The following is a 25,083-nucleotide window of genomic DNA, read 5'->3' on the forward strand; positions in this document are numbered from 1 at the left end:
CTTTAGTTCTGAAATTCGTTATGCGTAAATTCGTGCTGATTGCGGCGCGCACCTTGTGCCAGTTGGTCAAGAATATTTCTCAGGTAGGGCGTTTTCAGGGTGTAATAGCGTTTGGCAATCACGGCGCTCAGCAGGTAACAGATGGCCGGGACGATCGTAAACAGCGCAATAATGATGCTGAGGGTGGCACTGTTCTGGGTTTTCGCCGACGCGTCGTAACCGCCGCCCGCCAGCATCCAGCCAATAAGCGCGCCACCGAGCGCCAGTCCCAGCTTGAGTACGAACAGAGTGCCCGCAAAACTGATGCCGGTCAGACGTTTACCGTTGCACCATTCGCCATAATCGACGGTATCGGACATCATCACCCATTGGATCGGCGTCACCAGTTGGTGCAACACGCCGATCGCGAAGATGAAGACGAACATGGTGATGTCGGCCTGCATCGGGACGAAGAACATCGCGAGGCTAACCACGGCCAGCGCCGCATTGGTCCACCAGAAGATACTGACCTTGCATTTCCAGTCGGTGAGGGGTTTTGCCAGCGCGGAGCCAATCAGGTTACCGACGCAGTAGGTAGTAAGGAAGGCGACAAACACCTCCGGCGTTCCCATGATCCAGGTGACGTAATACATCATCGCACCACCGCGCACGCAGACGGCGAGGATATTGAGGATGGTCAGGAGCCCCACTATCCGCCACTGGTCGTTTTGCCAGATATCGCGCAGATCTTCACGCATCGAGGTGGTGCTCGGCGGCGCTTCCACACGCTCCTTAGTCGTGAAGAAGCAGAATGCCAGCATCAGAAACGCCACCACGGACAACACCGCGATCCCGCCCTGGAAACCCACCGCTTTGTTCTCGCTGTTAATGAGATTCACCAGTGGCATCATCAGCACGGTCGAGAGCATTCCGCCCGCCGTCGCCAACACAAAGCGCCAGGACTGTAGGGAAATACGCTGCGTCGGGTCGCTGGTAATCACCCCACCCAACGCGCAATACGGGATATTCACCACGGTATAAAGCAGCGTCAACAGCGTATAGGTGACAGCGGCGTAAATCATCTTACCGTTCAGGCTGAGGTCCGGCGTGCTGTATGCCAGAACGCAAACCACACCAAACGGCAGGGCGCCAAACAGTATCCACGGACGGAATTTTCCCCAACGAGAGCGCGTTCGGTCCGCCAGCAGTCCCATGCACGGGTCTGAAATAGCGTCCAGCGCGCGCGCCAGTAAAAACATGGTGCCGACAAAACCGGCAGGGATACCGAAAATATCGGTATAAAAAAACATCATATACAGCATGACGTTATCGAAAATAATATGACTGGCCGCGTCACCCATACCGTAGCCAATCTTCTCCTTAACAGACAAAACATGAATAGTCATAACACATCCTTTGGCGCTCCCATGCGCACTGGTACCGGTTACCGTTTTTGTAAACCATCCCGTTGGCTGCGAATATTCCGATATCTCGTTATCAAATTACGATTCTTGTTTTCTGTGATCGCGGTTGCGCCAGAAGATGTGAGGAAATGTAACTAGCGGAATTTATGAGGATTTATATGAAACCGATCATGGTAAGGAGAAAGGGAAGTTAAAAAAGTGAGTGAGGGGGTGTGGAAACGTCAGGAAGTAGCTATAATGCGCCCCGCCTCCATGTAGCAATGCAGGCGCGGAAGATCGTCGTCTCCGGTGAGGCGGCTGGACTTCAAATCCAGTTGGGGCCGCCAGCGGTCCCGGGCAGGTTCGACTCCTGTGATCTTCCGCCAGTTTGCATCTACTGAACTCTCCCGAAGTCAATAATCTCCTTTGTAATCCCTTATATATCAGGCTGTCCTTGTATCCTGAGGTCACCCGACTTCAACCCACATCAAGTTGTTTTTGGGGGTGCATTGGGGGTATCAGGCTGGTTACTGGCGGAAATCTCCCAAGAGGATGGATTCATCAAAAGCCGGAGGATGTCATGGCGCTAATCGATGTTAAAGTGAAAACCGCGAAGCCAAAAGAAAAACCCTATAAGCTGGCTGATGGCGGCGGTATGTATCTGCTGATTAACGCTAATGGTTCCAAATACTGGCGTATGAAGTACCGCTTCGCCGGTAAAGAAAAGATGCTGTCTATGGCCTGTACCACACTGGCGCCCGGAATAACGCCAGCCGCTATGAGATCGCCCGGCATATCCTTACCGAACTGGGTCAGGAAGCGCGCCTGCCGGAGCTGTTGATTTCGTCCGAAGCCCCTGACGCACGAGATGTGCGGCTCAACACAAATAAACTGGCCGCCGCGGGGGGGGGGGCACTTTTACTGAGAGTCGCGCAGCGCTCAGTCAATGTCTCAAATAATTTAGATTTTAACCTCGCCGAAGTTCGTCCCTTATCCCATTTCCGCCAGATTCTGCGTGGTGAATAAAAACAAAAATTCCGCTTTTGCGCCTGGCGAAAGCGGATTCCTGCCACTCGCCCCACCCATATTCAGATTTTTAATCCAAAAAAATAAATAATTTAAGATTTTTATATCTTAAATTCATTATATAAAAGAATTTAATAGCAAGAAAAATTTAAGACTATTTCATTATGATTTGATCCGAACGGTTACTAAAATAATCACAACAGAAACCAAATAATAAAGTACAACCTTAGCGTGTTGATTATATTCCCAGGACGGGTGGTTACTGCTTAATGAGTTAAAAAGATTTTACTATTTTTCCATTTCATTATTGAAATAAAACACAGCAATAGAAACACTCTTATTAAACTTTATCACAAACCACGCACTAATATACGGATTTAAAAGGTACGCTTATGCTGTCTTTCTATTATCACAGGGAATTAAAACCGAGAAAAATTGCACTTATTATGAGTGCAATACTGGCCTCCGGGTCCGCCTGTGCGGCGGATGACTTGCTTTATATAACTCCCGCATCCCCTGAACAAAAGGTCACCATTAATAATGATTCGGTCTGGTCACGCATTAGCGTTTATTCTCCAAATGCTGACGTAATCGTAAATGGCAAAACAACCGTTAATGGCCAGGCCGGAATTTCACCGGATGTGGCAATCAGCCAGAACGCTGGAAAGCTGGATTTAGGCGATGGTTCCGTTGTGAACTTTACCTCTGATCAGATCCACGCGATTGGTAATGAAGATGTGATTGACCTGAATGGCGACGGTCAATTTACGGCAAAGAATCTGACGGTCAACAGCACAGGCGCCGCCTTCGACGGGATCGGCGCACATGGCTCGAACCATCTGGTGCTGAAAGGCACCACGAATATTAATCTTAATACGACCAAAGAAAACATGCTGTTTCCTATGGCCCGCGCCGAAGGGATCTATCTTCAGGGCCATGCGTCAATGGATGCCGAAAATATCAATGTGACCTACCGTTCTAATGGTCCGGACACTATTGGTATTAATGAAGCATCCGGCCTTTGGCTATGGAATAATGAAGCCTCGGTTAATATTACCGGGACAACAAATGTTGACCTTGAAACCTCAACCCAGGGTGCGCTCTATGGGGTAAACCTTGCGGATACAAACGACGCAAATGGCGCCCGCAAGCATGTTTTCATGAATGAAGTTAACATCAAAATGCAGAGCAACATCGCCTATAACCCGGCGGTGCATAATGCAGTTTCCGGCTTTTTCACGATTTATGCGAACGCCGAAACGGAAGTTAATAAGCTGAATATTAATGCGTCCAGCAACAATAACCTTTACGGCCTTCATTTTGGTACAAATACCAGCGACGATAAATCGATCACCACGATCCATGAAGCGAACATCTACCTGAAAGGGGGAGAAAAATCCCGCATTTCAGGGGTCTCTAATTCAGCAAATAACAGCATCATCGGCAAATTAACCGTCGATACAGAAGGCGGCGAAAACGTCTATTTGCTCGACCGCGTCAGCAAAAAAACACACTTCCTCGGCGACGTCACACTGGGTAGCCAGAAGGCATACGATACGACCACCGGCACTCTGTATTCGATTTATAACTCCGCGACGATCGATGGCGTCAAGCTGGTCGCGTGGGGCAAAATCTCTGCCGATCCGTATTCCGTCATTGATATCGCCACGACGGATAATTCGTATCTTTATGGGGATTCTGAAATCTGGCGAACGATATCGTATTCGAACATCGGCGTCATCAACATGACGCTGAACGGTGGCAATACGCGCTGGGATATGACCGGAAATTCAAAAGTCACCAACCTGACGCTGAAAGACGCGACGCTGAACTTCCTGCATGAAGACGGCGCCGCAAGCCGATCCACCCGTGCCACACCTGCCTTTAAGACGCTAACGCTGAATGGCGACTACCACGGTGAAAACGGTCATATCGTGATGAACACCGCGCTGGGTAATGACGCTTCTGAAACGGACCATCTGACCATCAACGGCAACACCAGCGGTTCGACGACCGTCCAGGTGAAAAACGCGGGGGGTAACGGCGCGCTGACCACCAACGGTATCGAGTTGATTAGCGTGGAGGGCGCCTCTGACGGTGAATTTAAGCAGTCCGGTCGTATCGTTGCCGGTGCGTATGACTATAACCTGCTGCGCGGCAACGGGCAGAATGCCAACAACTGGTATCTGACCAGTGCCCTGTCGCCAGAACCGGTTGACCCCGTCGATCCAACGCCTGCGCCAGCCTCACCAGAAGCCCCGGCAACAAAACCGGAAGCGCTGGTCCGCCCGGAAGCGGGCCTGTACGGCGCTAACCTGTACGCCGCGAATACGATGTTTAACCATCGTCTGCAGGACCGTCTGGGCGAAACGCATTACACCGACGCCATCACGGGCGAAGAGTCTGTCACCAGCTTGTGGTTGCGCAACAGCGGCGGTCACACGCGCGCTCATGACAACAGCGGCCAGCTCGCCATTCAGAGCAATCGCTATGTCATGCAACTGGGCAGCGACATTGCCCAGTGGAGCACCGACAATCAGGATCGCTACCATGTCGGCGTGATGGCGGGTTACGCCAACCAGAAAAGCCGCAGCAACAGCAACAAAACGGGTTATCGCGCGGATTCATCCATCGACGGTTACAGCGTCGGGATGTATGGCACCTGGCTGCAAAACAACGAAACTCAGGAAGGCGCGTATGTGGATACGTGGGCGCTGTACAACTGGTTTGACAACACCGTCTCAGGTGAAGACGTTGCCGCGGAGAAATACAAATCCAAAGGTTTTACCGGTTCTGTAGAAGCGGGCTATACCTGGAAACTGAGCGATCTGAGCGAACGGTCGGCGGTGTATATCCAGCCGAAGGCCCAGGCAACCTGGATGGGCGTCAAAGCCGATTCCCATAAAGAAACCAACGGCACGCGTGTCGAAGGCAAAGGGGATGGCAACCTGCAGACCCGCCTCGGCATCCGTCTGTTCGGCAAAGGTCATCACTCGCTCGATGACAACACCGGCCGTAACTTCCAGCCGTTTGTGGAAGTGAACTGGATCCGTAACAGCAAGGACTTTGGCGCAACGCTGAATGGCGAAAGCGTGGACTACGCTGGCACGAAGAATATCGGCGAAGTAAAAGCAGGTGTTGAAGGTCAGTTGAATAAGAATGTCACCCTGTGGGGCAACGTGGCGCAACAGGTGGGGGATAAGGGTTACAGCGATACCTCCGCGATGCTGGGCGTCAAAGTCGCATTCTGATACTAAGAAAGCCGGGAATTTCCCTAATGCTGGTCACTTAAGGTGATCAGCATTTTTTTATGCCGGATATTTCTGGGCTTTTACTCTCAATTCCCTGGGGTAACTTCGCTCCCTTCTTCCCGGTAATACCAGCCACTTTGCTTGCTCATACAACGTTATTAACTCACCCGGCACCTTACCCGGTGAAGCCCATGGCAACGTTATCAGTAGCCAGGTTATTTCACTTATTGTCCCGCTAAAGCTCAGTTGGTAAGGCAGATAATCACCTTTCAGTTCGAACGCCATTCTTACCATCTGGTATCTCACCAGGTTGTAAGTCAGCAGTACACCCCATAACTCCTGTCGCACCAGTTCTGGCAACTTGCTGCGTAACGTCCAGAGATTGTCCATCATGCCCTGCTTCAGAAAGCCTAAAACTCCTTCTGCATTCGTGTTTTGCACGGTTCTCATCGCCTCACTTACAACGTCATCACCATCTCGTGCCACGCCATCCCACCGTGATCGGATTCTGACGGTTTGACGTAGCGATAGCCAAAGTGGGCATAGAGATCGACATGACGGTCTTTGCACATCAGGTGAATCGTTTTTTTGTGCATCGCTTTCATCCGCGTTACAAACTCACGCATCATCAGTGACGAGTAGCCTTTCCCCTGAAAATCCGGGTGTACCACCACCGACATAATCACCGCATTGGGCGCATCCGGATCGTGCCCCACCAGTTCCTTAAATTCTTCATCAGACATCACCACCACCCAGGCGCATCCGGCATTGATAAAGCCAGCCACCTCACCGTTCAGTTCCATGCACATAAATCCCTGCGGATAGCGCTGGATACGGGTGGCAATCTTTTCCCGGGTTGCCGCTTCATCGCCTTCGTAGGCGAGCGTTTCAATCTCATAACAGCGGTCAATATCGGCGGGCGTGGCCTGACGGAATAGCGGAGTGGACATGCGTTTCCCTTTTACTGAATCAACTGGAGAGCCTCATCATACCTGTTGACAATACGGTTTACGCTGATTGTATTCACATGAAGAAAGAAGGGGATGCCCGGCGTTGTGTTATTCACCGGGCCTTTTGTGGATGCGCGAGCAGATCGACGCGCTGCGTCATGGAATCAGAGAACCGGGTAATCCAGATACCCTTCTTTCCCGCCGCCGAAGAACGTCTCTTTAATGGGCGCATTCAGCGGCAAGTCATTTTTCAGACGATGCGGCAGATCCGGGTTGGCAATAAACGGGCGACCAAAACCGATCAGATCGGCCCAGCCGTTCGCCAGCGCCTCTTCAGCACGCGCTTTGGTGTATTTACCGGAATAAATCAGCGTGCCGTGGAAGATAATGCGCAGCGCTTCTTTAAACGCGGCAGGCATGACCGGCGCATCTTCCCAGTCCGCTTCTGCGATATGAATATAGGCAATGCCCAGCTCATTCAGCACGCTGGCCGCCGCCAGGTAGGTCGCTTCCGGCGTATCATCTTTTGACCCCATCAGCGTGGTCAGCGGTGCGAGACGAATGCCCACACGCTCTTTACCAATCGCCGCAGAGACCGCCGTCACCACCTCTCGCATAAAGCGCAGACGATTTTGCAGCGAGCCGCCGTAGTCGTCATCACGCAGGTTGGCCTGCGAGTCAATGAACTGGTTGATCAGATAGCCGTTCGCCCCGTGCAGTTCAATACCGTCGAACCCCGCAGCGATAGCATTGCGCGCCGCCTGGGCATAGTCATTGACGATAGCCGGGATCTCTTCCCGCGTCAGGGCACGCGGCATGTCATGCTGCACCATCTCGCCGACGCCATTTTCCGGGCCACGCCCTTCAACATCGACAAACACTTTCACCCCTGGCGCCTGAATGGCAGAAGAAGAGACCGGTGCCGCGCCGCCAGGCTGCAAAACGGTGTGTGAAACACGACCGACGTGCCACAACTGAGCGAAGATTTTACCGCCCGCCTTGTGCACGGCGTCGGTGACTTTTTTCCAGCCGGCAATTTGCGCTTCAGAATAGATGCCCGGCGTCCAGGCATAGCCCTGACCCTGTTGGCTGATTTGCGTGCCTTCGCTAATGATGAGCCCTGCGCTGGCACGCTGTGCGTAATAGTCCGCCATCATGTCAGTCGCGACGTCGCCTGCCCCGGCGCGAGAACGCGTCATCGGCGGCATAACAATCCGGTTTTTTAACGGCAAGGCATTCAGCGCATAGTGATCGAATAACATAATGGGTTCCTCTCGCGATTATTTATACAGTTCTGCACTCATGGTGACGGTGTTACCCATGCGCGCACTGGTAATTTTGTATTCAGAGGCGTTCATCTCTTTGGCTTTTTGCGCGATGACCGCTTCAGCGGAATCCAGCGTGGTGCCCGTTGCCGTCACGCTTTGCGCAGAGGCGTTAAACGCCGCAGCAGAGAGCAGAGAAGCCGTAAAAATAGCGAAAATAGTTTTCATGTTTATATCCCAGAATAAAGTGATAATTTGGCGTTGATTAACGCGATAGAAGAAGAATACGCCTATAGCCTGATGACATAAATGATACAAATGGCAATAGACTATTGCGTTTTAGTTAATAATAAGGCGTCAGATTCTCCGACGCCTGCAGGTCGTATCAGGAAACGAAGTTGTCCTTCAGCGCCTTGAGACCATCACTGTAGATGCCCGTAAATAGCGCCCGTGCCTCTTCGTCAGATACGTTCACTGGCGTGAATTCGCCGGACCATTCCACGCGGGAAACCTGGCTGTCGGCGGTCTCATGAACCGTGATGGTTGAGAGGTAATTCACCACCGGGAACGGCGCCTGAATAATGGAGTAGGTGTAGCTGCGCTGACGATTATCAAACGCTTCCAGACGCTCAATCACGGTACCGCCGTCGGAAGTTGTCAGCGAACGCACGCGCCCCCCTTCTGTCACCACGCTTTTCGGGATGAACGGCAGCCAGTCCGGCAACGCGTCAAAGCCGCCCATCAGTTGCCATACGGCGTCGGCAGAAGCCGGAATTTCAATCGATACACTTGTCTTAGCCATGATATTTTTCTCTTAAATTTATAGGGTTACATTGTCAGGGTGTCGACGACGCCGCCATCGACGCGCAGGGCTGCCCCTGTCGTTGCCGAGGAGAGCGGTGACGCGAGATACACCGCAAGATTCGCCACTTCTTCCACATCCGCCGCACGCTGGATGATGGAGCTCGGGCGCGCCGTTCTGACAAACTCGTCGGCTTGTTCACGCGGGCTACGTCCCGACTGCGCGGCGGCGTCCGCCAGCATCTCCTGCAGGCCATCAGTAAAAGTCGGCCCCGGCAGAATGGCGTTAACGGTCACACCGGTTCCGGCGAGTCGCTTCGCCAGACCATGGGACACCGCCAGATTCGCGGCTTTCGTGACGCCGTAGTTGATCATGTCGCCGGGGATAGCTACGCCCGATTCGGACGAAACAAAGATAATTCGCCCCCAGCCCTGTTCCGTCATGGCTGGCGCATAATGACGCGCCAGGCGCACACCGGAGATAACGTTGACGTTGTAGAAGTGCAGCCACTCGTCATCCGGAACGCTAAAGAAATCTTTATCGTTGAAAATCCCCAGATTATTGACCAGCACATCCGCCGTCGGAACGGCGGCGATCAGCGCATTTACGCCATGTTCGGTGCTGAGATCGGCCACCACGCCGCGCAGCGACGCCGCAGGGTGTTGCGCCGTAATCGCGGCCATTGCGTCATCGACGCCGTGCTGTTTGCGACCGACGACAACCACCGTTGCACCTGCTTTTGCCAGTCCGGCAGCAATACCCTGCCCAATACCGGAGGTCGAGCCGCTGACAACAGCGACCTTACCTGTCAGATCCAGTTTCATATTTTTCTCACTCGGTTGATTAACGGGTCGGCAGCGGCGCGTTTTCCGCAACCAGAGCCTGACGGCGCATTTCCGCCCAGAATTCAGCCGGAACGGTTGCATTCAGCGCAGCCAGATCTTCCGCCATACGGCCAGGACGGCTGGAGCCAGGAATAACCGCCGCAACGGCAGGGTTTGCCAGCGCGAACTGCAGTGCTGCTGCTTTAACATCGACGTTAAAACGCGCGGCGATGGCGTGAATTTGCGCCACTTTCTGCTTAATGGCCGGGGAGGCTTTCTGATATTCAAAGTGCTCACCACCGGCAAGTACGCCGGAGCTGTAAGGGCCGCCGACGACGATATCAACGTTATGTTCCAGTGCTTCCGGCATCAGACGTTGCAGTGCACGTTCGTGATCCAACAGGGAATAACGACCTGCCAGCAGGAACGCATCCGGCTTCGGCTCATCAAGCGCCAGCGTCAGTTCACAAGGTTCGACGCGGTTCACGCCCAGTCCCCATGCTTTGATCACTCCCTCATCACGCAAACGCGTCAGCGCACGGAACGCACCCGTACGGGCAATATTGAACTGCTCCAGCCAGCTGTCACCGTAGAAATCCTGCGCCGGATCGTGGATCCAGACGATATCCAGATGGTCCGTTTTCAGGCGTTTCAGGCTGTCTTCAATCGAGCGCAGGGTGGCGTCGGCAGAGTAGTCATTCAGAATTTTGTTCTTCAGGCCGTGTTCGAAAAGACCGCCTTTCTCACCAAAATCACGTTTGGCGGGATCTTCCATTTCGTCCAGCATGATGCGGCCGACTTTACTGCTCAAAACATATTCATCGCGCGGATACTGAGACAGCGCTTCGCCCATACGAATTTCAGAAAGGCCAGAGCCGTACAGCGGCGCGGTATCAAAGTAACGCACGCCCAGGTTCCAGGCTTCGCTCACGGTGGCGTGGGCCTCTTCTTCCGGAATGGCACGGAACATGTTGCCGAGCGGCGCGCCGCCTAAGCCGATTTTGCCGGGAAGTAAATTTTTAATGCTCATAAGATGTCCTCAAGTATTCGGGTTTAGTTCGGGCGTTTTTTGCTATCGCCCTGTGACGAAGCTCACAATACCTTGCAATGTTGTGACTTGATAGGACATAATTCGTCTAACTTAAGTCCTTTGAGGTCTAATATGATTGATTTACGCCAACTGAAGTACTTCGTAGTGGTCGCAGAAGAAGAGCACGTAGGACGTGCTGCTGAGCGACTGCATATCTCGCAATCGCCGCTCAGCCGCCAGATTGCGCAACTGGAAGAACGCCTGGGACTGATGCTGTTTGAGCGCAATCAACAACGCATCCGACTGACTGCCGATGGGCAGACATTCCTCGCCGAAACGCGTTCATTGCTGACGCATGCCAATCGTCTGGAATCACTGGGTAAACGTCTGGGACGCGGTGAAGATGGAGGCTTGTGTATTGGCTATATTGAAAACGCTATGCATTCCGGCGTGCTTTCTACGGCGTTGCGTACGTTACGTGTCTCGCGCCCGGATGTGCATATCGCGCTTTACAGCCAGCCACCGGCTACCCAGATTGAAGGCTTGCGCCAGCGCAGCCTCGATTTTTCTCTGGTCGATACGCCGCCCGCAGACTATGAACAGGACCTGGAATACATTCAGGTTCTGAACGATCGTATGCTGTTGGCCTTACCGCAAAACCATCCTCTGGCACAGGAGGAAAACCTTGTCGCGTCGCAACTTGGCGATCAGCAGTGGATTGCGGTGATTCATAACGACGATGCGCATTCTCGCGATCATTTTGTCGCCGCCTGCGTAAAAGCCGGGTTTAATCCTGATATTCGTTTAGAAGCCGGCGAACCGCTGACAGCATTAGGTCTGGTCGCTGCAGGATTAGGTCTGGCATTAATTCAACATAGCCTGCGTCACAATGCGCCGGAAGGCGTGGTATTACGCGAATTGCCGTGGATGAATTATTCCACGCAATTATGGGCCGCCTGGCATAAAGCTAATCAACGCCCGCTGGTATCCCATTTCCGCCAGATCCTACGCGGCGAATAAAAAAGAATCCGCTTTTGCCATAGACGAAAGCGGATTCTCATAAAGAAACGAACGGCGCGCACGTTACGCGTTAAAGGTAAAGGCGACAGCGAAACCTCTGTGATGGTTGACGTTAACGTCGCGTTCTGATGTAAAAACCGGGGAACGATCCCCGGCTTTTTAATAGGTTAATCAAACACCCCATTAATAATCGCGGTGACCACCGCGGTACTCAGCGCAATCAGGACCAGATTATCCCCTATGATTTTCCATTCATAGCCCGGATAGTAAGGGAGTTCTCCCAGCATCGATGCCGGAACCGTTTTTTTCGCGATCCCCGGAGGAAGCGGTTTTCCTCGTGCCAGGTTTTTTGCTATTCCCGGCGGCAAAGATTTATAACCCGTCAGACCATAATTCACCGCCAGATGACGCGCTGTCGCAAAACTAATGTCGGACTCGACGTGATCGGGTTTGCCATAATTTTTACGATGATCGGAAGAACCGTTGTTTTTCTGGGCCGAATTTCCTTTTTGCCCGTTATTTCCCTGGTTGCCCTTATTTCCCTGATTACCACTGCTGTTGCCCTGGCCGCCGCCATGACCGTTTCCGTTACCATTTCCCGGATTTGCCATCACTGGCGCGGCAAACAGGGAGAGAGAAACCAGAGTGGCCAGCACAGCCGTTAAACCACGACGCTTACCCATGATGTGTTCCTTCCTGCTGAAGTTTCATTTTGACAATAGAACGCCGCCATCCACCGCGCAATGTCAAAAACTCCTGGATTCGGATTTGCATGCAGGCCGTGAATAAACAACCTGTTATGGCGAGGGAAACGCTTCTGTCTTATCTGTTATCATGCCTGCAAATAACGTCGAAAAAACAAAGCCGAGGAAAGCATGGGGTCCACCAGAAGAGGGATGCTGAATGTCCTGATTGCCGCCGTTTTATGGGGAAGTTCAGGGGTCTGCGCGCAGTACATCATGGAGCAAAGCCAGATGTCGTCGCCATTTCTGACCATGACGCGCCTGATATTTGCCGGCTTAATTCTGCTGATGCTCTCCGTGGTGCACGGCGACAAAATATTTTCCATTTTCAAAGATCGCAAAGACGCTCTGAGCCTGTTGATTTTTTCTGTCGTTGGCGCGTTGACGGTGCAACTCACCTTCCTGCTAACCATCGAAAAATCCAACGCCGCGACCGCCACGGTGCTGCAATTTCTGTCGCCAACGATCATCGTTGCGTGGTTCGCGCTGGTGCGTAAAGCCCGTCCCGGCGCGCTGGTGCTGACCGCCATCCTCACTTCGCTCATCGGCACCTTTTTACTGGTGACGCACGGCAACCCCACCTCACTGTCAGTTTCGCCCGCTGCGCTGTTCTGGGGGATTGCCTCAGCGTTTGCCGCCGCATTTTATACGACTTACCCGTCAGCGCTGATTGCGCGCTACGGCACCTTGCCGATTGTCGGCTGGAGTATGTTAATCGGTGGGATGATTCTGCTGCCGTTTTACGCCGGAGAGGGCACAGATTTTGTGGTCAATGGCAGCCTGATCCTGGCGTTTTTCTACCTGGTGGTGATTGGCACGTCGCTGACGTTCAGCCTGTATCTGAAGGGTGCGCAGATGATTGGTGGGCCGAAAGCGAGTATTTTAAGCTGTGCCGAACCGCTGAGTAGCGCCCTGCTGTCGCTGCTGTTGTTGGGCATTACCTTCACCCTGCCGGACTGGCTGGGCACGCTGCTGATCCTGTCCTCCGTGGTGTTGATCTCGATGGATTCCCGCCGCCGCGCCAGAACGGTGTAACAAAAAAGAGTGGACGCACGAAAGCACCGTCCACTCTGCGACTTTCATCATGTCGTTTTTATGTTTATTAACCTTTTGTATAGTCTGCAGTTTTTTTGGTCAATCAGTTTACGCGTCAGCGCCCATCGTTCCCGATAGACAAGCTTGTCGCTCACCTCAAGTTCAAGCGCAATTTCTTTAACAGACATTCCCTGCAACAAATGAAAGACAATTTGCTGTTCGCGCAGCGTGAACAAAAAACTTCTTGAGCGGCATTTTTTATTACCACTGATCACGGCATCACAATGCACCATAAAAGCATCTATACGCTCCCTGATCGCGTTGAGATCTTGCAGCCCTTCGAACGACAGAAAAGAGGTATGTTCGGGTTTATACATATCCACAAAAAAAAGGATATGATTAAAACTCATTCGCTTTATCTCTTCTCCTTTTGCCGACAGCGTGATGTCATTTTCAAGTACGCGATCGCGCTGCTTATAAGTTACATTAAAACGCAATGAAAAAGGGATAAAGTTAATGTACTTATCTATCAGGTGAAATGGAATATCTTCATTGAGTTCCGTTTTCAAACCAGACTCATGTAACGCATCTGCAAAAAGCGTGTGAATGGCAATACCATCATAGATGTTTTTTGTCAGATAAATAAACTTATACCGTAAGGATGAGGAATTAAAATTAAGCATAGCAGTATCCTTCGCATTAGTTTTTATAGGTATTGACCACACCATAATCATCAATCCATGAAAATGTTTCGACAGTACGGTTTCCCGTTGCGCCTTTAGGTAAAATAACCGTTTTTGTCGACAACGGTGCGAGGAGACCATCATCAGGTAACTGTTTTATTTCTGTACCGTCGTTGAGCGTAAGACCCATTAATGTCACATGCAAAGGCGAATTATTCTTTACTAATAGACAACGATTCCCCCCACAATCTGAGGCGGTTATCTGTATTTTCTTCACACTCTCTTCCAGCGTGTTTGCCGCCAGTGACAGCGGTCGCCAGAATAACTTTACCCGGGTACGAAAAGCGACCTGCAGCGCGCCGGAACCGCTCTTGCTATCGGCAACTGGCGGGACTTCAAGCGTATTCAGCCAGAATAGAGACTCTCTGTCTTCAGGCAGCGTCTGCCGATCGCCGACGAACTGAATACGCACCGCGCGAGAGGTGTTGCCTTCAAGCCTGAAAATTGGCGGTAAAATGATAAACGGCGTTTTAATGTCCTCTGGACGCTCTAAAAGCGACTCTTTTTCCGTCCACAACTGTAATAAGACCGGCCTCAAACCTTCATTGTAAACCGTAAAGGTAGACTCACGGTCTTTCTCATTAACGATCACTCGCGTGTAATTAATGTAGGTTGCCGCCATTGCCGATGATGGTAGCAAAAGTAATATCAGGAAGTGATTCAAAACATGCTTAAGTCGTTTCTTCACGCCCTCTCCTTTATTTATAAACCAGGGTGAAGGTAACCGCACCTTTAACAACGCCTGAAGACACGTTCGCTTCCGTCTGATATAACCCCGCCCGTAGCGGCACAGTATAATTTGCATTATTCTGAGTCGGATCGTAATCAGTCAGGAGATACGCCGTGTTAAATGACAGAGGAATATCCTGATCGTTCAGTAACTGAATCCCAACGCCACTGGCTGTTGACGTACTCGCCAAAGCAAAAACACCATTGGCGTTATTAATAATGGCCGTAGTCGGTGTAAATAAATAACTGATACTCGATAATCCCGCCGGACACTTCGTGAAATTCAGATTAAAATCTGTACGTGCCGCGGTATAACCTACTCCGCTAAAATCCGTCCGACTGACTGGGGGTAAATTAACCGTGACATCCGATGTCGTACAGGTTCCCCCCGTTGTCGAAATCACCAGACCACCCGCCAGAAAATCAGCAATCATATAGGTTCCGCTTCCGACGGAAGTACTGCCCCCATAAGTCTGGTAATGACGCATATACATCGGGTCAAAAACGGAGGTGCTGCCCGCAGTCAACGACGTGGAGGTTTTAACAAAGCGAATCTGGACATCGACGCCAAGCTTCCATGAACTGCCATCGTCCGTCACCGTGAATAACTGCGTTGGCGTCTGATAAACGCCGTTGGCGACGGTGAGTGGATACCAGTCACTGGTTTGCCCTTTAACCGTATAGCGCCAGCGGGCGATATAGCCCAATCCCGCTTTTACCGCGGTGTTATAGACGTTGTAACTTTGTCCATCAACCTGTGTGGTGCCCCAAATGGTATAGGGAGGGTATCCCTGTACGGCCATCGGTACCGCATAACTCTGATAGCTGGTTCGATGAGAGCAGGTCCAGGCTGTTGGGTTGTAAGAGGTTACCCATGTTCCCAGTAAATCCCCTACGGCAGCGTCTTTACCCACCTGTATGGTCGTAGAGTCAAAGTACTGGTAGTAGCCATTGGTACGATCACAATTCACCCATGTCCCGTCGGCACGCGCCACGCCGCACATCGCTACCAGTGTCAAAAAAGAGAGCACCACTCCCGTTACGATAGATTTCATTTTTCACTCCTTAATGACTGGCATACCGCATCAGCGCGACGTAAGTCGGCGGTATTCGCACTTTTCTGCTCTGATAAGCGATAGCTGAACTGGCATTGCTGACCCACAGCACTTCCCCATTTCACACGCAGTGTGCCCGACAGATTCTTAACACGAGCAAAACTTTGCCCTCCCTGGGCGATATAACCGACAGTATTGCCGCGCTCATCCACGACATCTGCGCCAAACGGCAGAGACTCACCGGCATGTTGAAGGGTGAAAAGAACCGAATATCCCTTATCCGTCGCGTACTTCATCAGTACCACCGCACCCGCGGTAGGTACGCTGTTCTGACTGGTGACGTCCAGGGAGACATCATTCGATAACCCTTTAGGATCGAGTTCGATGGTGTTCTGGCGATACGGGGAGAGATAAGGCACAGCGGCATTTCCGCTACGGTTAAGGCTGAGGCTGCTGTTATTCGTAACCTTCGCGCCCCCGGCATGCTCTGCTTCGATGACAGCCATGGTGTCACCCATAATAGGCGTCAGCACAATACCGTTTTGCCAGGCGATAGCGCCGCCAGAAAGGTTCATACCATATTGCTGATAACCCTGACCCGCAGAGAAGTTGCCTCCCAGGGTGGTCCAGGGGGAGGTCCAGTTTCCACTGGCCCCGCCAGTGGTTTTACTGCTGCTATGGTCGTAATGATCCTGATTAGCGAACGCGCTCCAGTTATACTGGCGGTTTTCTCCGGACGTTCCGGCGATTGAGTTTTGCAGTCCCCGATGCCCGCTCTCTTGTACATAGGTGGAGCTGAGATAAGCTGAGCGCGCACTATTCCCGAGGGGTAAAGAGATACCAATCGCAATTTTGTTGTCCCATTTATCTTTGACTAAATCGCGGGTACGACTGGCATTAAGGTTAAAATTGAACCACTTAAAGGCATTGGTGTAGCCCAATTGATATTCGGTGTCGCGCCCGCTTTTATTCCAGTAATCCTGGGTACTGGCGCTGATGTTAATACTCCCAAGCGTATCTGAAATAGTTTGCGTCGCGCTGAGTTGTAGCCGATTTTTACGGTTAATGCTGCTGGAATAGGCGCCTTTATTCGTTCTCTCTAAGTCACGCATCAGCATTGCGTCATCAATATCGTAATAACCCGAACTGGAATAGCGGTAGCTCGCCAGCGTGATATTGGTATCCACGACAGGTAAGATCTTGGCAAATGAAAAACGGATGCTTTGGCCTTCACGTTTGCTGTCATCCGCAAACGTCGTTCGGGCATGCGTGATATCAGCAGAAAAGGCACCGACAGGGGTATTGAGCGCGATGCCACCGGCGACAGACTGATAATCTTCCCCGCCAATGGCCCCCGTGTAAGTGGTCAACAGGTTGGTGAAACCGTGACGAAATGTCCCCATCGCAATCTGCGGTTTTTCATTAACAGAGGAATTCCGATAGCGCCCAGCCATCAGCGAATAGCGACTGGTTCCCGGACGCAGCAATTCAGCGATGGAAGCGTAGGTTACGGTAAAACTGTGCTCGCTTCCGTCCGCCTCTTTAACGGTGACCAGCAGATCGCCCCCTGTGCCGTTGGGGTACAGATCGTCAATACGGAATGCGCCGGGCGGTACCGTCGATTGATAAATGCGTACGCCTCGCTGACTGACGCTGACCAGGGCGTTAGTGTTTGCAACGCCAGTAATGACTGGCGCATATCCACGCTGTGAATCCTCATACATACGATCGTCAGAAGTCAGCATCACGCCGCGAAAACCGACGCTGTCAAAAACCTGACCATCGGTGGTGGAATCGCCCATCACCAGCTTACTGCGTAACGGGATAATGCCGCGCTCAAGGTAAGTGCTGGTTGAGTCATATTGCCAGCCCTTATCATTGTTCCAGTTAAAAATGCCACGATAGCGTAAGCGCCACGCATCCCAATTGAGTCCCCCCATCAAACCTAAATACTGGGAAGAGATGGCATCAGATCCGGACATATCGGCATGCCATGCGTTGTAATCATATTGCAGCGTTGCCGCAGGGATACCGTTATCCCATAATTCAGGATTCACATAGCCGCGAACCTGGCGAAGTTGCCATATCTGAGGCGCCTGCACATTAATACGCTGCGATGTCACATCGTAATAGGCTGTTAAATCGGGAGAAATATCATTAATACGCACGCAACTGTCATCAGTTTTGAGCAACTGACGCATTTCTGGTTCAATTTTATCAATATCGATACCCAGCATGGATACCAGCTTTAGTGTAAAACAAGGTCTGGCGACAAGGGGATTACTTTTATCATTTTCAAATTTAACGTCGCCGCGCCCTTTCCACTTATCATTCACATAAAGATCAACATGATATTGCCCCTGAGGGACCGGATTCCCCCGTGAATAATTACTCACATCAATCGCTGAGCGCAAAAAATCACTATTAAACTGCACATCATCGGTGTCAGCAAAGGCAACCTGAACAGAAACAAAAGAAAAGATAATGAATTGAGCAACGCGGGTTAGTCTCAGAGAACAAGAAATAGCATTATGGGCTATTTTGTAATTTATGCTCATTTGTTGTTTCTCCACCATAATCATTTATTACACTGTAAAAAAATGAAGCATCACTTAACCTTGCTGACTTTCTATTCGCGAGGGGGAATACTATTTCACTTTTAGGATTTACCATCCTTTGGGGAAATTTCTCTACAGATGCCAGGACTTCGGACTCTTTTGTCTTACGAATCTCAATCTTGTTAAAGGTGATGTAATAAGGAGAATCGTTGACAACTTTTATATTGTTCCCTTGTAGGGATAGTTTTAGTTCTTTATATGACTGCAATGGTGTTGGCTGCAGATTATCCGGACGATAGAATAATTTTATACGGGTACGAAATGCCAACTGCATACGGGTATTCCCCGACGTTGCGGCCTGTGCTTTTGGCGGAATCTCCAGCATGTTAAACCAAAAAACAGACTCCCTGTCCTGCGGTAATGCTGGGTTTGTCGCCATAATTCGCACCGCTTGCCCTTTAGTCGGGTCAATACGAACGACAGGAGGCGTAATGAGAAATGGAACGTTGATTTCTCCCGGTTTCGCCCGTGGGTTACCATCGTCCATCCATATTTGTAAAAGATAAGGATTACTCCCCCGGTTTTTTAGCTGTACCGTCGACTCCTTGTCTTTTGCATTAAAGACAATGCGTGTTCCATTAATAACAACGTCAGCCATGACGTTCATTGAGAACATCGAAAATAATAAAACCATGCCGGAAGATAATATCTTTAACATCTCGTTACCTCATAATCAGGAGTAAAGGATGTCCCCTTACTCCTGTTTCTGTTACTCGTATACCATGGTGTAATCGACCTGAGTCGTTACGGAACCCGCAGTCGCTGTGCCTGTCGCATAATATTGTGCAAAGTAATTCAGTGAACCGCTGCCAGACGAGATATCAACCGGGATATCATTCTGACCGGCAGCCACTGAAGCCCCTGCCACAATAGGATTACGATCGGCATTTAATAATTGAACCTGAACGAAAGTCGCGGCATCAGAGGCGCCAGTATCAATATTCAGACGGCCGGTTGTGCTATCAACATAGGTACCGGGTTCAAAATAGGTGCTGGCATTATTCAACGCCGTACCTGAACAGCTGCTCAGTGAGATCGTAAACGGCGTCGCACCGGCGGTTGCCCCTGTTGTTGCGAGGGTAGACGAAGAGACGGTTGGCAGTATTACCGTTGCATCATTACTGCCGCCATCGACAGAAATAGTACAAGTGGTATCAGTAATTTGTCCGTTAATTGTAATAGTACCATCAACGGCAAATGCTGAAGCAGTAAATGCAGAAGTGAAAACCATTGCTAATGCGGACAACGCAAAATTATATTTACGCATAATTAATTCCCTGTTGTGGTTGATATAAATGAACAGCCCATTGAATGTGTTATTAAGATAAAACGATTCTCGCCCCATCATGAATACGGGCACTGAATAACACCTTTCGGTTCCATTGACATGATATACGCAAAACTTTCATCCGCAATATTAGGATTTTTCAACCAAAACCAATCAATCCAAATGCTTATCGGAAAATAAAGTGCTGCCTTCTATCTACGCTATTCACCCTTATAAATATATCGATAATTAGGTTTTTATAAGACAGCATTGGTTAAAAAAAGATAAAATTTTATAAATCGATTAAATTGATCTAGATCAATACACAAACCAAAACACAGCTAAATTAAACGCCTCACGATCACACTTAAAACAAAAAACAAAAACAATTTAAACAAAAAAGATACATTTGCAGTCGAATTTTTAGCCAGAAAAACCATTTTTCACGATTAAGAGAATAATCCTGACAAACCGACTCGGGTACTTTACGTAATGTGTTAATAATTAATAATTAATTATGAATGAAACATTCTTTTATTTTATTGTAAGAAAAATCTTATTTTAATAAAAAACGTAACCATCGTTAACCTGGTGTTGCAAAACCCGCCAATTCCAGGAATTTTCCCGTAACGATCTTTTCTTTTAGTCACATACTTTTTCTCAGAATATAAATCTACAGATTACTCATCATAACCTTACAAAAAAGGACAAATGACTATTAGAAGCGGGGTTTTTGAGTACAAAAAAGAATGGAAGTACATTGTTCATTGAAAAATCTGAACACAAGGAAAAGAAGGGATAATCTTAATGCTCGTTCAGCGATAAAGGTAGCGTTGTACAGTATCGCCAGAAGAGCGCTTCTGGCGATAAAATTCAGTTATCTGAATGCGTTACCGATCACCACCCCGGAACCGCACCGCCGTTAAAGATCGTTTCTGCCGCTTTTGCGACTTCAGGTGACTGATAAGACGCCAGAAATTCCTTCACATTTTCCGCATCTTTATTGTCTTCTCGCGCCACCAGGATGTTCACATACGGCGAATTTTTATCTTCGATAAACACGCTGTCGTGAACCGGAGAAAGCCCGGTTTGCTGAATATAAGTGGTGCTGATAATTGCCACGTCAACTTTCGGGTCGTCCAGTACGCGCGGCAGTTGCGCCCCTTCCAGCTCCATAATCTGTAAATGACGCGGGTTGGCGGTGATGTCCAGCGCCGTCGGCAGCAATCCTTTTCCTTCTTTCAGGGTAATCAACTGCTCTTTTTGCAGCAGCAACAGCGCCCGTCCGAGGTTGGTGGGATCGTTAGGAATCGCCACCGTTGCGCCGTCCGCCAATTGATCGACCGTTTTTATTTTTTTCGAGTAGCCGGCCATCGGGAAGACAAAGGTATTCCCCACCGCCACAAGCTTATAGTTATGCGCCTGATTATCCTGCTCAAGGAACGGGCGATGCTGGAAGACGTTGGCATCCAGTTCGCCGTGGTTGGTGGCATCGTTCGGCAACAGTGAGCCGCTGAAACCGACCAGTTCGACGTCGAGACCGTACTTCTCTTTCGCCACTTTTTTGGCGACTTCCGCCACATCCTGCTCGGCGCCGTTAATCACGCCGACTTTGATGTGCTTTGCATCACTGCTCTGCTGGTCGCAACCGACCAACAACAATCCCGCCAACAGTACCGCCGCCCCTGTCCGTAAATGAGGTATCGTCAATTTCACGTTTTTATCCTTTTGAAATAACCGCCTGATGAGTAATGAAATGACTATAGCGGGAAGGCTGCTGCGGTTTAAAAAACGAAAAGGCATCAATAAGAAGAAAAAAGCATAAAGAGGGAATATTCAAAAATCCTGATGGCGCTGCGCCAACCACACGCAGCGCCATTCGGTTCAGACCAACGCTTTCACGATCTCCATTAACCGGACGATATCTTCAGGTCGGGTGTTGCCCGTTTGTGGGTCGATAATCGATGTGTATAAATGCGGCATTACGCGCGGCACGCCTGCCTCCAGGCAGGTTTGCAGTATGACGCCAAAGTTTTCCACATCAATGCCACCCGTCGGTTCGATCAGCGTCATGCCGTTACGTGCCGCAGTGGTTGCCAGCACATACAGCTCAGGAAGAGACTTTTCGCCCCCCATTGGGAAGAACTTCGCCGCGTGCGCGCCCATATCTTGCATCATACGGATTGCAGCATCGCAGGAGACGCGCGCTGGCGTTCCCTGACCGCTACTGACGCCGGTGGAGATCAGTACCTCACCAGGCGTCCCCGTCGGGCTGACCAGCGCGTTAATGTGCGTTTGTTCTCCGCCTGTCGCCGCCAACGCCCCCGCCGCAAAACCACTGCCGGTGAAGGTCTGGTTGACGTGCGCCGGATGGACCTTTGATGCAATCATCGCTGCTTTGTAATACTGTGCCGGATCGCCTGCCCCCAGGCCCACTGAAACCGAGGGGACTTCGGCCATCCAACGTTTGACCTCCTGGACGCCTTCGTCAACTGACGAAAACTGCGCGGACAGGATGCCAATCACCGCATGTCCCTCGGCGGCGTCATAGATTTCCCGGGCGTTGGCGATATCTTTCGCCAGCACGTTAATCGCCACACGTTGGCGATAAAAATTAATCTGCTGCATGTTCTGCAATCTCCTTGAGTCGCGCCACAATGAGTGCCATTTCCCCTTCGGCGACCGTACGTGGGTCGAGGCTAAAGACGCCCTGATGGAGGTTATAGCGACGGGCGTAGATAGCGATATCGCCTCCCCGAAGTTGAGCTTCGACTTCACGCGCGTCCAGACCGAGCGCCTGCGCGTCGACCCGTACACGAATACGCCAGATAGCGCGCCCGGCTTCGTCTTGCTCAATATCGGCGGTCAGCCCACGGATTGCCGAAATCGCCTCTGCCGTCGGTTGCAACTGTTCGGCGGTCACCACAGTCTGCCCCTGATGATAATTTTCCAGTGCATACACCAGTCCGACCATGTTCTCTTTGCCGATCTTCATCGCTCTGGCGATGCCGTGATGCTGCGCTTTACAGGCGGCAATCCACGGTTTCTTGCCGGTGATAAACCCGGAGGTGGGCGCATTGAAGGCTTTTGCCCCGCTGTAGACAACCATATCCGCCCCACTCGCCACCCAGGCGTGTAAATCCTCCTCGGCGGCGGCATCGACAATCAACGGTAGGTTATGGATCTGCGCAACCTGTACAAAGTCGTCAATGCTGAGCATGCCCTTCTGTACACAGTGGTGCGATTTCACATACAACAGCGCGGCGGTCTCGTCGGTAATCGCACTCTCCAGTTGCCAACGCGCGGCGAGATTGCTCGCCCCGACCTCCACGACGCGCCCGCCGCCCAGACGAATGGCGCTGGTGATGGGAGCGCCATAATCCACGTTATGACCGCGCAGCATCACCACTTCGTTGGCCATGCCGCTGCTGTCTGGCATGAGCGCCACCCTGAGCGGGTCGCCACGGGTAATAGCGGCGGCAACGGCAATGGCGATCCCCGCCGACGCGCAGGAGGTCACATAGCTGTCCTGCGCGCCGGTAAAGCGGGAAACCAGCTCACCGGTACGGTCCACCAGCTCATCGATTTCGACAAAGGCGGAGGCCGCCCGCGCAGTGGCCTGCATCACCTGGGGCGCGACGCTGGAGACGCCAAGAATCGTCATCTTGCCGCAGGCGTTAATCACCTGTTTTAGTCCCAGCTGTTGATAGATATTCTGTGTCATGACTTACAACACTCCCAGCAGCGAACAAACCACGCTAAGCGCCACAATCGACAACAGAATGGTGGTGTATCGCGGCCCTTTCTTCACCAGAAAGATATAGATGGCAAACACCGCCGCCAGCGGCAGCAGGCCTGGCGCGATGGAGTCGAGGATCTGCTGCACCACCACTTCAGAACCCTTCAGCGCGCTGATTTTCAACGGCGTAGTGATCTTGACGTAGCTTGCCGACAGCGCGCCCATCATGATTAACCCCAGCACGTTCGCGCCGTAGATCAGTTCTTTGATTCGCCCCCCTTGCAGTAATCCAACGATAGAATCACGTCCCAGGGTGTAGCCCTTGTGGATCAGGCCGTAACTTATCGCCAGCGTGATTGCCGGATAGAGGATCAGCGGTGCAATACCGCCAAATGCGCTGCCATTGGCGGCGAAAGGGATGAAAATCGCAATGAGCAGCGGCATGACGGCGGCCCAAACAATGGAGTCGCCCATCCCAGCCAGCGGGCCCATCAGACCGGTTTTAATCCCGGTAATTGAGGCATCGCTGATCGGCTCGCCGCGCGTTTTCTGCTCTTCCATGGCAATGGAAATCCCCTGGATCACCGCGCCAAAAGTTTGCTCAGAGTTGAAGAAGTTCAGGTGACGTTTTAGCGCCTCCACCTGCTCCTCTTTTTGTGGGTAGAGCTTTTTGATGATCGGCGTCATCGAGGCGCAGAAAATCAGGCTCTGCAGACGTTCATAGGAGTTGGATACCTCCGCGCCCAGCCAGTAGATAAACCACGCTTTGGTGATATCCGCTTTGGTCAACGCCCCGGTTGTCCGTGCGCGCTCAACCAGTTCATGCTGCATTACGTCGCTGCTCATCATGCTGCTCCTTCATTTTTCGCCAGACCTTTAATCAGGAAGGCCACACAGGTACCGAAGATCGCCATCGCCATGATGTCCACCTTGAGGTACAGCACCGCGAAGAATCCGCCGATAAACCACGGCAGCAGGCTCTTTTTACCGATCACCATAATGGTGATGGCGAAGCCCAACGCCGGCAGGATCCCGCCCATGATTTCAAAGGAGTGGGTCAGCCAGTGCGGCATCAGTTTGAGGAAACTTTCCACCACGTCCTGACCGAAGTAGTTCGCGGCAAACACCACCGGGAAACGCAGCGCCAGTCCGAGCAATGCCGGGTAGAGGAACGCACAGCGCATGATGCCCGACATATTCGCCGTTTCCGCGTGCTTATCGGCCATATGTACCCAGGCCGCGTTCAGCGTACGACGCAACTGGTCGAGGAAAACGCCGATCACACCGAAGGGGATCGCCAGCGCAATCGCCAGGTTTGGGTCCATCCCGGCTTTCACCGCGATAGGAATCGAGATACAGGCTGCCAGCGCCGGATCTGACGGCACGTTACCGCCAGGCGTTGAGGTCACGCCGAGATAAACGAGCTGCATCCCCGCGCCGATAATCATCGCCGTCTGCATGTTGCCAAGCAGCAGCCCGACAAAGACGGCCACCACCACCGGCTGAAGCAGCATGGCAGAGAAGGTGTAGCCAAGGCGTAAGCGGGCAAACCAGTAATACAACCCCATGAGGCTTGCAAAAACTAAGGTATCCATAGTGTTATC

The 25,083-nt window shown here is 51.3% G+C and carries 22 protein-coding genes, 1 tRNA gene and 2 pseudogenes; 5 read left to right on the forward strand and 20 right to left on the reverse strand.

Annotation, left to right across the window (positions count from 1 at the left end):
• Positions 1–2 precede the first annotated feature (2 nt).
• Complete coding sequence (locus OGY35_RS08365) at positions 3–1,385, reverse strand: glycoside-pentoside-hexuronide family transporter (protein WP_286631990.1); 1,383 nt, start codon at positions 1,383–1,385, stop codon at positions 3–5.
• Between the two features lie 288 nt (positions 1,386–1,673).
• Between OGY35_RS08365 and OGY35_RS08370 the strand changes: the two genes are divergently transcribed.
• The 3 genes and pseudogenes from OGY35_RS08370 (at position 1,674) to OGY35_RS08380 (ending at position 5,659) form a co-directional block, all read left to right on the forward strand.
• Positions 1,674–1,768: transfer RNA gene (locus tag OGY35_RS08370), tRNA-Sec, on the forward strand.
• Positions 1,769–1,962: 194 nt separating this feature from the next.
• Positions 1,963–2,166, forward strand: a pseudogene (locus tag OGY35_RS08375) (Arm DNA-binding domain-containing protein); the annotation flags it as partial.
• An 883-nt stretch (positions 2,167–3,049) separates the two neighbouring features.
• Positions 3,050–5,659: an autotransporter outer membrane beta-barrel domain-containing protein gene (locus OGY35_RS08380; protein WP_353655479.1), complete on the forward strand. Its 2,610-nt coding sequence runs from the start codon at positions 3,050–3,052 to the stop codon at positions 5,657–5,659.
• 57 nt (positions 5,660–5,716) lie between these two features.
• Here the strand turns inward: OGY35_RS08380 and OGY35_RS08385 are convergent.
• The 7 genes and pseudogenes from OGY35_RS08385 to OGY35_RS08415 all read right to left on the reverse strand — a co-directional run.
• A pseudogene (locus tag OGY35_RS08385) lies at positions 5,717–6,061 on the reverse strand (IS4 family transposase); the annotation flags it as partial.
• A gap of 56 nt (positions 6,062–6,117) precedes the next feature.
• Entirely contained in the window at positions 6,118–6,609 is a 492-nt protein-coding gene (locus OGY35_RS08390; RefSeq protein ID WP_286631993.1) for a GNAT family N-acetyltransferase, read from the reverse strand.
• A gap of 164 nt (positions 6,610–6,773) precedes the next feature.
• Positions 6,774–7,871, reverse strand: a complete 1,098-nt coding sequence (locus OGY35_RS08395; RefSeq protein ID WP_195296004.1) for an alkene reductase — start codon at positions 7,869–7,871, stop codon at positions 6,774–6,776.
• 18 nt (positions 7,872–7,889) lie between these two features.
• The gene (locus OGY35_RS08400) at positions 7,890–8,102 is read right to left on the reverse strand and encodes a YdgH/BhsA/McbA family protein (protein WP_152400687.1); all 213 of its coding nucleotides are present in this window, start codon (positions 8,100–8,102) and stop codon (positions 7,890–7,892) included.
• A gap of 157 nt (positions 8,103–8,259) precedes the next feature.
• Positions 8,260–8,676 carry an SRPBCC family protein gene (locus OGY35_RS08405; protein ID WP_152400689.1) on the reverse strand — a complete coding sequence of 139 codons (417 nt, stop codon included), beginning with the start codon at positions 8,674–8,676 and terminating at the stop codon, positions 8,260–8,262.
• A gap of 26 nt (positions 8,677–8,702) precedes the next feature.
• Positions 8,703–9,500 carry an SDR family NAD(P)-dependent oxidoreductase gene (locus OGY35_RS08410; protein WP_286631996.1) on the reverse strand — a complete coding sequence of 266 codons (798 nt, stop codon included), beginning with the start codon at positions 9,498–9,500 and terminating at the stop codon, positions 8,703–8,705.
• Positions 9,501–9,519: 19 nt separating this feature from the next.
• Positions 9,520–10,530 carry an aldo/keto reductase gene (locus tag OGY35_RS08415; RefSeq protein ID WP_152400693.1) on the reverse strand — a complete coding sequence of 337 codons (1,011 nt, stop codon included), beginning with the start codon at positions 10,528–10,530 and terminating at the stop codon, positions 9,520–9,522.
• 132 nt (positions 10,531–10,662) lie between these two features.
• On the opposite strand from OGY35_RS08415, the gene OGY35_RS08420 reads away from it, so the two are divergent.
• Complete coding sequence (locus OGY35_RS08420) at positions 10,663–11,550, forward strand: LysR substrate-binding domain-containing protein (RefSeq protein WP_152400695.1); 888 nt, start codon at positions 10,663–10,665, stop codon at positions 11,548–11,550.
• A 167-nt stretch (positions 11,551–11,717) separates the two neighbouring features.
• On the opposite strand, the gene OGY35_RS08425 is transcribed toward OGY35_RS08420, so the two are convergent.
• Entirely contained in the window at positions 11,718–12,233 is a 516-nt protein-coding gene (locus tag OGY35_RS08425; protein WP_152400696.1) for an anti-virulence regulator CigR family protein, read from the reverse strand.
• Between the two features lie 192 nt (positions 12,234–12,425).
• Between OGY35_RS08425 and OGY35_RS08430 the strand changes: the two genes are divergently transcribed.
• The gene (locus tag OGY35_RS08430) at positions 12,426–13,328 is read left to right on the forward strand and encodes a carboxylate/amino acid/amine transporter (RefSeq protein WP_286632000.1); all 903 of its coding nucleotides are present in this window, start codon (positions 12,426–12,428) and stop codon (positions 13,326–13,328) included.
• A 47-nt stretch (positions 13,329–13,375) separates the two neighbouring features.
• Here the strand turns inward: OGY35_RS08430 and OGY35_RS08435 are convergent, their stop codons facing one another.
• The 11 genes from OGY35_RS08435 to OGY35_RS08485 all read right to left on the reverse strand — a co-directional run bounded on the left by OGY35_RS08435 (position 13,376) and on the right by OGY35_RS08485 (position 25,074).
• Positions 13,376–14,011, reverse strand: a complete 636-nt coding sequence (locus tag OGY35_RS08435) for a hypothetical protein (RefSeq protein WP_152400700.1) — start codon at positions 14,009–14,011, stop codon at positions 13,376–13,378.
• Positions 14,012–14,027: 16 nt separating this feature from the next.
• Positions 14,028–14,759, reverse strand: coding sequence for a fimbrial biogenesis chaperone (locus OGY35_RS08440; RefSeq protein WP_187696652.1), 732 nt, complete (start codon positions 14,757–14,759; stop codon positions 14,028–14,030).
• A 10-nt stretch (positions 14,760–14,769) separates the two neighbouring features.
• The gene (locus tag OGY35_RS08445; protein ID WP_152400704.1) at positions 14,770–15,855 is read right to left on the reverse strand and encodes a fimbrial protein; all 1,086 of its coding nucleotides are present in this window, start codon (positions 15,853–15,855) and stop codon (positions 14,770–14,772) included.
• The gene (locus OGY35_RS08450; protein ID WP_353655480.1) at positions 15,852–18,437 is read right to left on the reverse strand and encodes a fimbria/pilus outer membrane usher protein; all 2,586 of its coding nucleotides are present in this window, start codon (positions 18,435–18,437) and stop codon (positions 15,852–15,854) included. The genes OGY35_RS08445 and OGY35_RS08450 overlap by 4 nt, the downstream gene beginning before the upstream one ends.
• Positions 18,385–19,131: a fimbria/pilus periplasmic chaperone gene (locus OGY35_RS08455; RefSeq protein ID WP_286632003.1), complete on the reverse strand. Its 747-nt coding sequence runs from the start codon at positions 19,129–19,131 to the stop codon at positions 18,385–18,387. Before OGY35_RS08455 ends, OGY35_RS08450 begins: the two co-directional genes overlap by 53 nt.
• A gap of 51 nt (positions 19,132–19,182) precedes the next feature.
• Positions 19,183–19,740 carry a fimbrial protein gene (locus OGY35_RS08460; protein WP_152400709.1) on the reverse strand — a complete coding sequence of 186 codons (558 nt, stop codon included), beginning with the start codon at positions 19,738–19,740 and terminating at the stop codon, positions 19,183–19,185.
• 897 nt (positions 19,741–20,637) lie between these two features.
• Positions 20,638–21,456, reverse strand: a complete 819-nt coding sequence (nlpA, locus tag OGY35_RS08465) for a lipoprotein NlpA (RefSeq protein WP_152400710.1) — start codon at positions 21,454–21,456, stop codon at positions 20,638–20,640.
• Positions 21,457–21,624: 168 nt separating this feature from the next.
• Positions 21,625–22,368: a 2-dehydro-3-deoxy-phosphogluconate aldolase gene (gene dagF / locus OGY35_RS08470; protein ID WP_286632004.1), complete on the reverse strand. Its 744-nt coding sequence runs from the start codon at positions 22,366–22,368 to the stop codon at positions 21,625–21,627.
• Complete coding sequence (gene dgaE, locus OGY35_RS08475; RefSeq protein ID WP_286632005.1) at positions 22,355–23,464, reverse strand: D-glucosaminate-6-phosphate ammonia lyase; 1,110 nt, start codon at positions 23,462–23,464, stop codon at positions 22,355–22,357. Before dgaE ends, dagF begins: the two co-directional genes overlap by 14 nt.
• A 3-nt stretch (positions 23,465–23,467) precedes the next feature.
• Complete coding sequence (locus tag OGY35_RS08480; protein WP_161215577.1) at positions 23,468–24,328, reverse strand: PTS system mannose/fructose/sorbose family transporter subunit IID; 861 nt, start codon at positions 24,326–24,328, stop codon at positions 23,468–23,470.
• Complete coding sequence (locus OGY35_RS08485) at positions 24,325–25,074, reverse strand: PTS mannose/fructose/sorbose/N-acetylgalactosamine transporter subunit IIC (RefSeq protein WP_042323417.1); 750 nt, start codon at positions 25,072–25,074, stop codon at positions 24,325–24,327. The genes OGY35_RS08480 and OGY35_RS08485 overlap by 4 nt, the downstream gene beginning before the upstream one ends.
• Positions 25,075–25,083: the final 9 nt, after the last annotated feature.

The sequence above is a fragment of the Citrobacter sp. Ct235 genome (assembly GCF_030332305.1).
GTDB classification, from domain to species: domain Bacteria; phylum Pseudomonadota; class Gammaproteobacteria; order Enterobacterales; family Enterobacteriaceae; genus Citrobacter_A; species Citrobacter_A telavivensis.